The sequence below is a fragment of the Thalassolituus hydrocarboniclasticus genome (genome assembly GCF_025345565.1).
Classification (GTDB): Bacteria; Pseudomonadota; Gammaproteobacteria; order Pseudomonadales; family Oceanobacteraceae; genus Venatoribacter; species Venatoribacter hydrocarboniclasticus.
Genome location: NZ_CP054475.1, coordinates 2,770,701 through 2,784,579, shown reverse-complemented (window position 1 = coordinate 2,784,579; position 13,879 = coordinate 2,770,701). Strand labels below are relative to the sequence as shown.

The following is a 13,879-nucleotide window of genomic DNA, read 5'->3' as shown; positions in this document are numbered from 1 at the left end:
TTATTGTCCGAACCGGGTTTCTTCCTGACGACGGGTCAGCACTTCTGCGCCGGTTTCCGTTACCAGAATGGTGTGCTCCCACTGAGCAGACGGCTTGCGGTCTTTGGTGACCACGGTCCAGCCATCTTTCATCAGCTTATTAAAACGGGTGCCCTGATTGATCATTGGCTCAATGGTGAAAATCATACCGGCTTTCAGCTCCAGGCCCGTGCCCGGACGGCCGTAATGCAGCACCTGTGGCTCTTCGTGGAAGACGGTACCAATGCCGTGTCCGCAGTACTCGCGTACGACGGAATAGTGGTTGCTTTCGGCGTGCTGCTGAATCACATGGCCAATATCCCCCAGGCGGGCACCGGGTTTGACCAGATCGATACCCAGGTACAGACACTCCTGAGTAATTTCCACCAGACGCTGGTTGGCCGGGCTTGCTTCGCCAACAAAGAACATCTTGCTGGTATCGCCGTGGTAACCATCTTTGATCACGGTGATATCGATATTGATGATGTCGCCTTTCTTCAGGATCTTGTCATCGCTGGGAATGCCGTGGCAGATCACCTGATTGATTGAGGTGCAGATCGACTTGGGAAAACCGCGATAGTTAAGCGGAGCCGGGATTGCCTGCTGAACATTCACAATATAGTCATGGCAGATGCGGTCCAGTTCGCCGGTAGAAATGCCGGGCTTTACATAAGGACCGATCATTTCCAGTACTTCGGCAGCCAGACGGCCGGCAACGCGCATTTTCTCGATGTCCTCGGCGGACTTGATGATGACACTCATGGGGAGTCGTTTACCTGTTCATCAGACTTGTTTAGGCCGTTATTGTACTGGTTGTGGCCGCGGTATTGAACCAATGGTCTTCATAGTTAACCTCAATCGGAAGTTGTACCTGTGACTGGGGCTGTTCAGCGGCTGCCGTGGGGCGCTTAAGGGCTGTTTAATGCTGGCGTCCGGCGGGTAAAAGTGGTATAAAGCGCCCGCGAAAAAATCGCCGTGAAACGGACTGATCCGTTCCATGTAAATGACACACACGTATCGCAACGTTGATCCGGGGTGCCCGGCCAGAGATGGCAAGGGTCGGAGAGATGGGTACGTGGAGGCCTAACCCAACTTATTAAGGTAGTTATCATGGCACAAGTAAGCATGCGTGACCTGCTGAAAGCAGGCGTACACTTCGGTCACCAGACCCGTTACTGGAACCCGAAAATGGGCAAGTACATTTTCGGCGCCCGCAACAAAATTCATATCATCAACCTGGAGCACACCGTTCCTGCGCTGAACGACGCGCTGAAACTGGTTGAGTCTATGGCTGCCCGTAACAACAAAGTTCTGTTTGTTGGTACCAAGCGCGCTGCAGGTAAGATCATGAAAGAGCAGGCTGAGCGTTCCGGCATGCCTTTCGTCGCACACCGCTGGTTAGGCGGTATGCTGACCAACTACAAAACCATCCGTCAGTCTATCAAGCGTCTGCGTGACCTCGAAGCGCAACAAAACGATGGTACTTTCGAACAGCTGACCAAGAAAGAAGCTCTGATGCGTACCCGTGAAATGGAGAAGCTGGAGCGTTCTATCGGTGGTATCAAGGAAATGGGCGGTCTGCCGGACGTACTGTTCGTGATCGACGTTGACCATGAGCGTATCGCTGTTCAGGAAGCCAACAAGCTGGGTATCCCGGTTATTGGTGTGGTTGATACCAACTCTAACCCAGACGGTATCGATTACGTTATCCCAGGTAACGACGATGCTATCCGTGCTATCCAGATCTACGCTTCTGCAATCGCAGACGCCGTACTGGAAGGCAAGCAGCAAAATGGTGTGGCTGCAGACGAATTCGTCGAAGTAGCAGAAGAAGCGCCGGCACAGGAAGCAGCTGAGTAATCTCAGACGCTCGGAAAAAGGGGGCTTGCCCCCTTTTTTTTAGGTGCAATTTACTGACAAGTTAACTGATAGAGGATTACACACATGGCAAATATTTCTGCTGCTCAGGTTAAAGAACTGCGCGAACGTACCGGTCTGGGCATGATGGAGTGCAAAAAAGCACTGGCTGAAACCGACGGTGATATCGATCTGGCGATTGAAAACCTGCGTAAAAACTCTGGTCTGAAAGCAGCTAAAAAAGCAGACCGTGCTGCTGCTGAAGGTAAACTGCGTATCGAAGTTAAAGATGGCGTTGCTTTCGTTGTTGAAGTTAACTCTGAAACTGACTTCGCTGCCGGCGATGCAAACTTCTCTGCTTTTGCTGACACTGTTCTGGCCAAACTGGTTGCTACCAAAGAAACTGACGTTGCCAAACTGATGGAAGGTGAGCTGGAAGAAGCCCGTATGGCTCTGGTTCAGAAAATCGGTGAAAACATCACTGTACGTCGTCCGTCTGTTCTGGAAGCTCCGGTTCTGGGTGCTTACCTGCACTCTAACGGTAAAGTGGGCTGTATCGTTGCCCTGACCGCTGGTAATGAAGAACTGGCTAAAGACATCGCAATGCATGTAACTGCTGCTAACCCACGTGTTGTGCGCGCAGAAGATATGCCAGCTGAAGTTGTTGAGAAAGAAAAAGAAATCATCAAGGCGCAGCCAGATATGGCTGGCAAGCCAGACGAAATCGTCGAAAAAATGATGGTTGGCCGTATCAACAAGTTCCTGAAAGAAAACAGCCTGCTGGATCAGCCGTTCGTTAAGAACCCAGAGCAGACCATCGCTCAGCTGGCTAAAGCAGCCGGTGCTGAAGTGGTTTCCTTCCTGCGTCTGGAAGTAGGTGAAGGTATCGAAGTTGAGAAAGTAGACTTCGCTGCTGAAGTTGCTGCACAGCTGAAAGGCTGATTGTAAGCACAGGGTAGGATAACCAGCGGTTGAATACCCTATGATATGCCGGGCTCGCCCGGCATATTTGTATTTGACGTCAGGCAACTAACGCGGTTGTCTGGTGTCTGTTGATACGCCAAGTATTAGCGGCGGTTTGTGCCGCAGGGCGGGGTGCCCATCCCGTAACGCAACAGTCAGGCGGGTCTGCCTGTTGCCGAGTTTATTATCTATCTGGAGATCTCCATGGCCGAGCAAAAAAGTCCCAAGTACAAACGCATTCTGCTGAAACTCAGTGGTGAGGCCCTGATGGGCGAGCTGGATTTTGGTATCGATCCCAAAGTACTCGACCGCATGGCGCTTGAGATCGGCCAGCTGCGTGGTATTGGTGTACAGATCGGTCTGGTGATTGGCGGCGGTAACCTGTTCCGCGGCAAAGCGCTGAGCGAAGCGGGTCTGGATCGCGTTGCCGGAGATCATATGGGCATGCTGGCAACGGTAATGAACGCGCTGGCCATGCGCGATGCTCTGGAGCGTGCCAATATGCCGACCCGCGTTATGTCGGCCATTCCGATGAGTGGCGTGGTTGACCACTACGATCGCCGCAGTGCCATCCGTGCGCTGGAAGGTGGTGATGTGGTGATTTTCTCGGCCGGTACCGGTAACCCGTTCTTCACCACCGACTCCGCAGCCTGTCTGCGTGGTATCGAAATTAATGCCGATGTTGTTCTGAAGGCAACCAACGTCGATGGTGTGTATACTGCCGACCCGAAGAAAGACCCGAATGCTGAAAAATACGACTGCCTGACCTATCAGGAAGTGCTGGAAAAGCAGCTGGGTGTTATGGATTTAACCGCGATCTGTCTGGCCCGTGACCATAACATGCCACTGCGTGTTTATGATATGAATGAGTCCGGAGTGCTGGCCCGCCTGATGACAGGTGGCGATGACGGCACCCTGATCGTGAGTGAGGAAAAATAACGATGGTTAACGATATTAAAAAAGACGCCGAAGAGCGCATGGATAAAAGTCTGCAGGCGATGCTGGAGTCTTTTAAGAAAATCCGTACCGGCCGTGCTAACCCGTCCATTCTGGATGGTGTCATGGTCGACTACTACGGTACGCCGACTGCGATTTCTCAGGTTGCTAACATCATTGTTGAAGATGGCCGCAGCCTGGCGATCAACCCGTGGGAAAAGAATCTGGTGCCACAGATTGAACGCGCCATTCTGAAATCCGACCTGGGCCTGAACCCGGCAACCAACGGCGATACTATTCGTCTGCCAATGCCAGCCCTGACTGAAGAAACCCGTAAAACCTATATTAAGCAGGCCCGTGCTGAAGCAGAAAAAGGCCGTGTTGCGATCCGTAATATCCGTCGTGATGCTAACGGCAAAGCAAAAGACCTGCTGAAAGAAAAACTGATCTCTGAAGACGAGCTGCGTGGCAGCGACGATCAGATTCAGAAGCTGACCGATAAATTTATTGCCGACGTGGATGCCGCACTGGCAACCAAAGAAAAAGACCTGATGCAGGTATAAACCGGCAAATTTTATGTCAACCAGTATTGATGATACGCAGGCCGTTCAGGGCCAGGTGCCGCGCCATGTTGCCATTATTATGGATGGCAATAACCGCTGGGCTAAGCGCCGTTTTATGCCCGGAGTGGCTGGCCATAAAGCTGGTGTCGATGCCGTACGTGCCGTGGTGGAAACCTCGGCACGTGCCGGTGTTGAAGTGCTGACGCTGTTTGCCTTCAGCAGTGAAAACTGGCGGCGACCGGCGAATGAAGTCAGCGCGCTGATGCAGCTGTTTGTGGTGGCGCTGGAGCGGGAAGTCAGAAAACTGCATCGTCACAATGTGCGTTTGCGGGTAATGGGCGATCTGCAGGGATTTTCCGGCAAAATCCAGCAGCTGATTGCCGATGCGGAAAAGCTGACCGCCAATAACGACGCAATGACACTGGTCATCGCGGCCAATTACGGCGGGCAGTGGGATATTGCTCAGGCTGCGCAACGTATTGCGCAGGATGTGCAGGATGGAAAATTACAGCCACAGGATATCGATGAGCAGCTCTTTCATCGTTATACCTGGCTGAGTGACTTACCGGCACCGGATTTGTTGATCCGTACCGGAGGCGAGCAGCGCATCAGTAATTTTATGCTGTGGCAGACAGCGTATTCGGAGTACTACTTTTCCGATGCATTCTGGCCGGACTTCAAAGAAGAAGAATATCAAAAAGCGTTGGCTGCGTTTGCAGACCGGACAAGACGGTTTGGCCGCACGGACGACCAGTTAGAGGAAGTGAAACAAGGTGTTTAAGGAACGCGTACTGACAGCACTGGTGCTGGCTCCCCTGATGATCATCGGCATTTTTTTTCTGCCGCTGAAAGAATTCGCAATTTTTATTGCTGCCATCGCCACCATTGGTGCCTGGGAATGGGCAAATATTGCCGGTTACCAGAAAAACTGGAGCCGTATTCTGTACGCCTTTGTGGTGTTTGCCTGTCTCTATGTCAGCGCGCGCTTTCTGCGCGAATATGAAGAGTATCTGATTTATTACCTTGCTGCCGGTACGCTCTGGTGGGTGGTTGCTTTTGCACTGGTTAAACAATATCCGGGCGGTACTGATGTCTGGGCGGCGCGTCCTGTCCGTGCGCTGCTGGGTCTGTGTGTACTGGTGCCGATGTGGGTTGGCTTTATGCACCTCAAACAGCAACCACACAGTTCGCTGCTGATTGTGTATGTCATGCTGATCGTCTGGGGCGCCGATACCGGTGCTTACTTTGCCGGTAAAAAGTGGGGCAATACCAAGCTGGCGCCGCATGTCAGTCCGGGTAAATCCTGGGCCGGTTTCTGGGGTGGTCTGGTAACCACGCTGCTGGTTGCGCTGGTATTCGGTGCCTGTATCCATACCTGGGTGCAGCCGATGGATCTGCACGATGCCTGGCGCCTGCTGGCTATCACCGTGATCACCATGGTGATTTCTGTGCTGGGTGACCTGGTGGAAAGCATGATGAAACGCCACCGTGGTATCAAAGACAGCTCCTCCCTGTTGCCGGGCCATGGCGGTGTTCTGGACCGCATTGACAGCATGGCGGCGGCCGTTCCTGTATTTGCCTTCTTTATGCTGATTCTCGACTGGGGTCTGGCTGGATGACAAGCCAGATTACCGTGCTGGGTGCTACTGGCTCGATTGGTCAGAGCACCCTGGACGTCGTTCGGCGCCACCCTGAGCGCTATCAGGTTTTTGCGCTGACCGCCGCTACCCGTGCCGATGAAATGGCGGCACTGGTACGCGAATTCTCTCCCCGCTATGCCGTGATGGCAGACAGCGAAGCTGCTCGGCGTCTTCAGGCGCAGCTGAACTGTGGCTGCGAGACCACGGTTCTGAGCGGAACCCGCGCGCTGGTGGAGGTTGCTGAAGCCGAGGAGGTTGATCAGGTCATGGCCGCCATCGTTGGTGCGGCCGGGTTGCTGCCAACACTGGCCGCGGCGGAAGCCGGTAAGCGGGTGCTGCTGGCCAACAAAGAAAGTCTGGTCATGGCTGGTCCGCTGTTTATGCAGGCGGTACGTGCCGGCGGTGCCACGTTGTTGCCGATTGACAGCGAACACAACGCGATCTTTCAGGCGCTGCCGCACAACTATGGCGGTGACTTCAGCGCTCACGGCATTCGTAAAATCCTGCTGACGGCCTCCGGCGGACCTTTCCGCGGCTGCACGGCCGCAGAATTAGAAAACGTTACACCAGCACAGGCGGTGGCTCATCCTAACTGGTCGATGGGACAGAAAATCTCCGTCGATTCCGCCACCCTGATGAATAAGGGGCTGGAGTTGATCGAAGCCTGTTTCTTATTTAACTGTGTGCCCGATGATGTGCAGGTCGTGGTGCATCCGCAGAGTGTTATCCACTCTATGGTGCAGTACTGTGACGGTTCGGTCATTGCCCAGCTGGGGCAGCCGGATATGCGTACGCCGATCGCTTATGGCCTGGCCTGGCCTGAGCGTATTGATGCGGGTGTGCAGTCGCTGGATCTGTTTAATATTGCTCGTCTTGATTTTACCCCGCCGGACGAAGATACCTTTCCCTGCCTGCGACTGGCAAAAGAAGCGTTCAGCGCTGGTGGCACTATGCCGGCGGTACTGAATGCCGCCAACGAGATTGCGGTAGAGGCTTTCCTGCGGGAACAAATAGCGTTCAGTTTTATTCCAACCCTGATTGCCCGGGTTATGGCCCGGCATGATGTGCAGCCAATTCAGCATCTGGCAGATGTGATGGCGGCAGATCAGTGGGCGCGTGACTGTGCAGTCGCACAGCTGGATGTCGCTAACGGGAGAGTGAACGCGTGACGTTACTGTATTTTATTATTGCCATCAGCCTGCTGGTGGTGATCCATGAGTTTGGTCATTTTTGGGTAGCACGCCGTTGTGGTGTGCAGGTGCTGCGTTTTTCTGTTGGTTTCGGTAAGCCTTTCTGGTCGTTTACCGATAAGCACGGCACTGAGTTTGCGGTTGCCCCGATTCCACTGGGCGGCTACGTAAAAATGCTGGATGAGCGCGAGGCGCCGGTACCGGAGCATCTGCTTGATCAGGCTTTTAACCGCAAGTCGCCCTGGGCACGGATTGCCATTGCTTCGGCAGGTCCGATTGCCAACTTTATTTTTGCCTTGCTGGCTTACTGGTTGCTGTTTGTGTCCGGCACCAGCGGCTTTGTACCTGTGGTCGGTACTGTTGCTGATGACTCGGTTGCGGCGGTTGCCGGTGTGCGCAGTGGTGATGAGATTGTTGCTGTTAATGATCACGAAACCACGACCTGGCAGGAAGTCAGCTGGCAGCTGGTCGGTTTTCTTGGGGAAGATGCCGATATCCGCATGACGCTGAAAAGCGCCGATGGCACTCAGCGTTCAACCCGGTTACAGCTGAATAACTGGCTGACCGATCAGGAAGTTCCGGACCCGCTGGCCGGACTGGGCATTGAACCTCGGCGGCTGGATATTCCGGCCGTGGTCGGTGAAGTTCAGCCGGGTGGTGCGGCAGCGGCGGCGGGTATTCAGCCCGGTGACCACGTCGTGGCAATCAATGGCAGCGCTGTTGCCGACTGGTACGACTGGGTTGAACATGTCCGTGCCGCGCCGGGTAAGGCTTTGCAGCTGACACTGAAGCGAAATGACGCTCTGCTTGATATGACTCTGACGCCCGGCAGTAAAACACTGGATGATGGCTCGGTTATCGGTTTTGTCGGCGCCGGAGTGGTGGCACCGGAAATTCCGTCAGACTGGGTACGTACCAGCCATGCGGGTGTTGTGCAGGGTTTGTTGCTGAGCGTGAACAAAACCATAGACCTGGTTGTCTTTACCCTTGATTCGCTGTGGAAAATGCTGCTGGGTGATGTGTCGGTAAAGAACTTGAGTGGGCCTATCACCATTGCTAAAGTAGCCGGCGATTCGGCTTCCGGGGGGCTGGAAGCCTTTATCGGATTTCTGGCGCTGTTAAGCATTTCCCTTGGGGTGCTGAATCTGTTGCCGGTGCCCATGCTGGACGGCGGGCATATCCTGTTTTACCTCGTAGAGGTAATACGCGGCAGACCTCTGCCAGAACGTGTTCAGATCATTGCCGTGCAGTTCGGTTTATTCCTGCTGTTAAGCCTGATGCTGGTTGCTTTTTACAACGATATAAGTCGGCTGTAGTTGATTGCCGAGTTGCTTGGATAACTATTTACATGCGTTCTTTGCTGTTTACGCTTTTTCTGGGGTTTCTGTCGTCCATCGTCCGTGCCGAATCCTTTGTCGTTGAAGATATCCGCCTTGAAGGTCTGCAGCGGGTGTCTGCCGGTACGGTATTCGAAGCCTTTCCGGTGAATGTCGGCGATCGGGTGGATTCTGCCCGTCTGGTCACGGCTTCCAAACGTTTATTCAAATCCGCTCTGTTCAATGATGTGCAGCTGCTGCGTGATGGCAATGTGCTTATTGTGCAGGTGGTCGAATTGCCGACCATTACCGGTATTGAAATTGACGGTAACAAGGCGATTCAGACAGAAATGCTGCTGGATGGTCTGAAGCAATCGGGTCTGGCGGAAGGTCTGGTATTCAAGCGTTCTACTCTGGAGCGCATCTCGCTGGAACTGGAACGTCAGTATGTGGCGCAGGGCCGTTATGATGCCGGTATTGAAACCGAAGTGGTGCGTCTGCCGCGTAACCGCGTATCGCTTAAGATTCATGTCGAAGAAGGCAGCGTCGCCACCATCGAGCATATCAATATCGTCGGTAACGAAGCGTTCTCCGATGACGAACTGCTGAAGCAGTTCCAGCTGCAGACCAGTAATTTCTGGTCCTGGTATTCCAGCGACAACAAATACAGCCGTGAAAAATTATCCGGCGATCTGGAAAAGCTGCGCTCCTTCTATCTGGACCGTGGTTATATCCGCTTTAACATCGAATCTACCCAGGTATCCGTATCGCCGGATAAAGAAGGGGTATATATCACCGTTAACGTCACCGAAGGCGATGTATATTCGGTGAAAGACATCAGAATGGCCGGTAACCTGGTACTGGATGAAGCCGAGTTTACCCGCCTGCAACTGATTAAAACGGGCGATACCTTCTCCCGTCAGCTGGTCACTTATTCCAGCGATCTGATGTCCAAGCGTCTGGGCAACGATGGTTACACCTTTGCCAAGGTTGATGGCATTCCGAAAATTCACGATGACGAGAAAACCGTCGATCTGACCTTCTTTGTTGAGCCGGGCAAGCGTACTTACGTGCGTCGTATTAACTTTACCGGTAACGAAGGCACCAAAGACGAAGTACTGCGTCGCGAAATGCTGCAGATGGAAGGTGGCTGGGCCTCGACCGATAAAATTGATGCCGGTAAAAACCGTCTGAACCAGCTGGGTTTCTTCAAAACCGTCAACGTCGAGACACCTGCAGTTCCGGGCTCCGACGATCTGATTGACGTGAATTACAACGTTGAAGAACAACTCAGCGGCAGTCTGAACTTCAATATCGGTTACGCCGGCGGCAGCGGTATGATTATCGGCGCCAGCGTCAGTCAGAATAACTTCTTCGGTACCGGTAACCGTATGTCGCTTGGTGTGCAGAAAAACAACACCGTACAGTCATACAACTTCTCTTACCTGAATCCGTATTACACCATTGATGGTGTGAGCCGTGGTTTTAACCTGTTCTACCGTAAAACCGATTACGCCAGCCTGAATACGGTCAGTGATTACCAGACCAACACCAAAGGCGGTAACGTAACCTTCGGCTACCCGATCTCCAGTCGTCAGCGTTTGTCCTTCTCCGTGGGTTTTGCCAATACCGAAATGTTTGAAGGCACCACGGTACCCGCGGAGATCGTCGACTTCCTGGAGACAGAAGGTGATAACTTTGATGAATACACCCTGGGTCTGAACTGGCGTTATAACAACCTTAACCGTGGTCTGTTCCCGACCGCCGGTACCGAGCATAAATTGTCTGCGGACGTTTCTGTGCCGGGCAGCGATCTGACGTACTTTAAACTGGGTTACACCGCTAACTATTACTTCCCGATTGCTGAAGAATGGGCGCTGCGTCTGCGTACCGATCTGGGTTATGGCGATGGTTTTGGTGATCTGGAGCGCCTGCCGTTCTTCAAAAACTTCCGCTCCGGTGGCATTGGCTCGGTGCGTGGTTTCCGCTCCAACAGTCTCGGCCCCAAAGGTTTGCCTGAATATGCGCCGGTCAGTGTGGTACAGACCGATGCTGATGGTAATGTTGTGTATGAAACCGATGAGCTGGGTCGTCCGGTGGTGGATACCTCCGCGCCAACCGTGGTGTATAAAACCGATGAAGACGGTGCGGCGGTTCTGGTCAGCAACAGCAACCAGTACAAACCAAAATATGAAACCAACAGTGATGGTTCGGTGGTTACCGCACCTTACTACCTTGAGAGTGAGCGGGCGCTGGGCGGTAACGTTCTGGCCGAAGCCAGTCTTGAGCTGATTTTCCCGCTGCCTTTTATTGAAGATCGCCGCTCACTGCGCAGTGTTCTGTTCTTTGATGCGGGAAATGCATTCACCAGTGAATGCTATGTGCCTTACGATGCTGATGTGCCGACGCTCACCAAGCACCCTTATTGTAATGAGGGAATTGATCTGGCTGAGTTGCGTTTAAGCACCGGGGTAGGGCTGACCTGGATTACGGCGATCGGGCCTCTGACCTTCACCTATTCGGTACCGCTGAATGAAAAACGCGGCGACCGTACAGAAGGGTTCGAGTTCTCGCTGGGACAGGTTTTCTGATTGTACAAACAACAAAATAAATAAGGAGTCTGGGATGCGTTGGTTTATTGCAGTAGTAGCGGCACTGTGTGTGCAGGTTGCAGCAGCAGAAGGTGTGGCAAAGGTCGCGGTAGTCGATATGGAGCGCGCCCTGTTCCTGTCTGATGCAGCCAAGGTGTCGGTTGCGCAGTTTGAAGCAGACAACAAAACTGACATTGAAAAGCTGAGAGGTCTGGAAAAAGACCTGCTGGCGCTGAAAGAAAAGACCGAGAAAGACGGCGACGTGATGAGCGATGATGAACGTCGTAAGCTGGCCAATGATTACGAACAGAAATCCACAGAATACAAATTCTATGGGCGCAAGCTGCAACAGCTGGAGCAGAAATGGAAGCGCGAATTTTTCCAAACACAGTTGCCTCAACTTGAAAAGTTGCTTAAAGCAATCATTGATGAGGGCGGTTATGATGTGGTGCTTCAGTCCGGTGCGGTGATTTATTCATCACCAAAAACGGATCTGACCAAGTTGTTGTTGGAACGCTTGAACGCCAAGTAAGCGATTTGGGACATGACGATGCAATTAAGCTTAGGTGAACTGGCTCAGCGACTGGGAGCCGAACTGATTGGTGATGCCGATACCGTGATCCGTGGGGTGAATACCCTGAAAGATGCAACGGCGACCGATGTCAGCTTCCTGGCCAATCCCAGCTACCGCAGTCAGCTGTCAGACAGCAATGCGGGGGCGGTGATTGTCGGTGCCAAAGACGCTGAGAGTGTTAAAGGTGCCGCTCTGGTGGTGGCCAATCCTTACCTAAGTTTTGCCCGCGTGACCCAGATGTTTGATAACCGTCCGCAGCCTGTGCGTGGCGTACACCCCTCTGCGGTGGTGGCTGCCAGTGCAACTCTGGGGGCGGATGTCAGCATCGCTGCTAATGTGGTGATCGGTGAGCATTGTGTGATTGGCGACGGTTGTGAAATCGGCGCTAATACCGTGATCGGTGATCATTGTGTGCTGGGCCGTGATTGCCTGCTGCGCGCCAATGTTACCCTGTACCACGATGTGGTGCTGGGGGAGCGGGTGCAGGTACATTCCGGTGCCGTAATTGGTGCTGACGGTTTCGGCTTTGCGCCGGACAAAGGCCGCTGGCATAAAATTGCGCAGCTCGGTGGGGTACGCATTGGTAACGACGCCGATATCGGCGCCAATACCTGTGTTGACCGTGGAGCACTGGGTGATACGGTTATCGGAAATCACGTGATTCTCGATAACCTGATCCAGGTCGCACACAATGTGCAGATCGGTGATGGAACGGCGATAGCCGCCTGCACCGCCATTGCTGGCAGTGCTTCGATTGGCGCCCGCTGTACTATTGCTGGTGGTGCCGGCATTGCCGGGCATCTGGAAATTTGTGATGGTGTGCATATCGCTGGGATGGCACTGATCAGTAAGTCAATTACTGAACCGGGCGCCTGGGCATCGGGTACCGCACAGATGCCACTGCAGGACTGGCGCCGTAGCGCGACGCGTTTCCGACAACTGGATTCTATGGCCAAAAGGCTGCAACAGTTAGAAAAACGCCACGAAGGTAAAGCTTGATGTCAGCGCATACCATTCAGGAGATCCAGAGTCTTCTGCCGCATCGTTATCCATTTTTACTGGTTGACCGGATTCAGTCGGTTGACCTCGACGCCGAGGATGGCGCCGTAATCCGTGTTCTGAAAAATGTCACCATTAATGAAGAATTCTTCAACGGACATTTTCCGGCACAGCCAATTATGCCCGGCGTACTCACGCTGGAAGCTATGGCTCAGGCAGCTGGTCTGCTGGGCCTCACCATGCTGGGCGATAAGAAAACCCCTTCAACCCTGTATTTATTTGCCGGTGCAGACAATGTCCGCTTTAAGCGTCCGATTGTTCCTGGTGATCAGATTATTCTGGAAGCGCGTTTCATGAGCGGACGCCGAGGTATCTGGAAGTTTGATTGTCGTGCTCTGGTGGATGATAAAGTAGCCTGTGCAGCGGTAATTACCTGCGCAGAGCAAGAGCTGGAGCAAGCATGATTCACCCAACTGCCATCGTTGATTCGTCCGCCGTTATCGGTGAGGGCGTTGAAATAGGCCCATATTCCATCGTTGAGGCAAACGTCGAAATTGGTGATGGCACCATTATCGGACCACACGTTGTGGTCCGTGGCCCGACAACCATTGGCAAAAATAACCGGATTTTCCAGTTCGCCAGTATTGGTGAAGAGTGTCAGGACAAGAAGTACGCAGGTGAGCCGACGACTCTGGTGATCGGTGACAACAACGTCATTCGTGAAGCCTGTACTCTGCACCGCGGGACCGTTCAGGATAACGGTACCACCATCATCGGCAGTAATAACCTGTTTATGGTGAACGTACACGTCGCCCATGATGCGATTATTGGTGATAACTGTATTCTCGCCAACGACACCAATATTGCCGGACACGTGAAAATCGGCGACTGGGCAATTCTGGGGGGAGCAACCCAGGTTCACCAGTTCTGTCTGATTGGTGCGCACTCAATGTGTGGCACGGGGACTATCGTTCTGAAGGACATTCCTGCCTATGTTATGGCGCAGGGAAATCCAGCCAAACCCCATGGTATTAACAGTGAAGGCCTGCGTCGTCGCGGGTTTACCAAAGAAAGCATCATGGCTATTCGCAATGCCTACAAAACTCTGTATCGCAGCAGCCTGACAACTGCGGAAGCCATTGCAGAGTTGCAGCCTCTGGCTGCACAGGATGAAGGTGTACGTCTGCTGGTGAACAGCGTTGAAGCAGCAACACGAGGCATTATCCGATAAT

At 53.2% G+C, this 13,879-nt stretch carries 14 protein-coding genes; 13 read left to right on the top strand and 1 reads right to left on the bottom strand.

The genetic code is table 11. The features are described 5' to 3' along the window. On the bottom strand, window positions 1-780 hold the full coding sequence (gene map / locus HUF19_RS12455; RefSeq protein ID WP_260996925.1) for a type I methionyl aminopeptidase: 780 nt from the start codon (window positions 778-780) through the stop codon (window positions 1-3). Between the two features lie 348 nt (window positions 781-1,128). On the opposite strand from map, the gene rpsB reads away from it, so the two are divergent. From rpsB to lpxA, 13 genes are all read left to right on the top strand, one after another. Further along, window positions 1,129-1,878 (top strand): 30S ribosomal protein S2, encoded by a 750-nt coding sequence (gene rpsB, locus HUF19_RS12450; RefSeq protein WP_260996924.1) that lies wholly within the window; start codon window positions 1,129-1,131, stop codon window positions 1,876-1,878. Between the two features lie 84 nt (window positions 1,879-1,962). Then, a complete protein-coding gene (gene tsf, locus HUF19_RS12445; RefSeq protein WP_260996923.1) occupies window positions 1,963-2,817 on the top strand; it encodes a translation elongation factor Ts in 855 nt (284 codons plus the stop codon). Window positions 2,818-3,042: 225 nt separating this feature from the next. Further along, window positions 3,043-3,777 (top strand): UMP kinase, encoded by a 735-nt coding sequence (pyrH, locus tag HUF19_RS12440; protein WP_260996922.1) that lies wholly within the window; start codon window positions 3,043-3,045, stop codon window positions 3,775-3,777. A 2-nt stretch (window positions 3,778-3,779) separates the two neighbouring features. Beyond that, window positions 3,780-4,337, top strand: coding sequence for a ribosome recycling factor (frr, locus tag HUF19_RS12435; protein WP_260996921.1), 558 nt, complete (start codon window positions 3,780-3,782; stop codon window positions 4,335-4,337). Between the two features lie 13 nt (window positions 4,338-4,350). Beyond that, window positions 4,351-5,118, top strand: coding sequence for an undecaprenyl pyrophosphate synthase (gene uppS / locus HUF19_RS12430; RefSeq protein ID WP_260996920.1), 768 nt, complete (start codon window positions 4,351-4,353; stop codon window positions 5,116-5,118). Beyond that, window positions 5,111-5,956: a phosphatidate cytidylyltransferase gene (locus tag HUF19_RS12425; protein WP_260996919.1), complete on the top strand. Its 846-nt coding sequence runs from the start codon at window positions 5,111-5,113 to the stop codon at window positions 5,954-5,956. The genes uppS and HUF19_RS12425 overlap by 8 nt, the downstream gene beginning before the upstream one ends. Then, a complete protein-coding gene (gene ispC, locus HUF19_RS12420) occupies window positions 5,953-7,146 on the top strand; it encodes a 1-deoxy-D-xylulose-5-phosphate reductoisomerase (RefSeq protein ID WP_260996918.1) in 1,194 nt (397 codons plus the stop codon). The genes HUF19_RS12425 and ispC overlap by 4 nt, the downstream gene beginning before the upstream one ends. After that, window positions 7,143-8,483, top strand: a complete 1,341-nt coding sequence (gene rseP / locus HUF19_RS12415; RefSeq protein ID WP_260996917.1) for an RIP metalloprotease RseP — start codon at window positions 7,143-7,145, stop codon at window positions 8,481-8,483. The genes ispC and rseP overlap by 4 nt, the downstream gene beginning before the upstream one ends. Window positions 8,484-8,515: 32 nt before the next feature. After that, window positions 8,516-11,074 (top strand): outer membrane protein assembly factor BamA, encoded by a 2,559-nt coding sequence (gene bamA / locus HUF19_RS12410; protein WP_260996916.1) that lies wholly within the window; start codon window positions 8,516-8,518, stop codon window positions 11,072-11,074. Window positions 11,075-11,108: 34 nt separating this feature from the next. After that, window positions 11,109-11,606: an OmpH/Skp family outer membrane protein gene (locus tag HUF19_RS12405; RefSeq protein ID WP_260996915.1), complete on the top strand. Its 498-nt coding sequence runs from the start codon at window positions 11,109-11,111 to the stop codon at window positions 11,604-11,606. A 12-nt stretch (window positions 11,607-11,618) separates the two neighbouring features. Then, window positions 11,619-12,647 carry a UDP-3-O-(3-hydroxymyristoyl)glucosamine N-acyltransferase gene (gene lpxD / locus HUF19_RS12400; protein WP_366516510.1) on the top strand — a complete coding sequence of 343 codons (1,029 nt, stop codon included), beginning with the start codon at window positions 11,619-11,621 and terminating at the stop codon, window positions 12,645-12,647. Then, window positions 12,647-13,111 (top strand): 3-hydroxyacyl-ACP dehydratase FabZ, encoded by a 465-nt coding sequence (gene fabZ, locus HUF19_RS12395; RefSeq protein WP_260996914.1) that lies wholly within the window; start codon window positions 12,647-12,649, stop codon window positions 13,109-13,111. The genes lpxD and fabZ overlap by 1 nt, the downstream gene beginning before the upstream one ends. Then, entirely contained in the window at window positions 13,108-13,878 is a 771-nt protein-coding gene (lpxA, locus tag HUF19_RS12390; protein WP_260996913.1) for an acyl-ACP--UDP-N-acetylglucosamine O-acyltransferase, read from the top strand. Before fabZ ends, lpxA begins: the two co-directional genes overlap by 4 nt. Window position 13,879 lies beyond the last annotated feature (1 nt).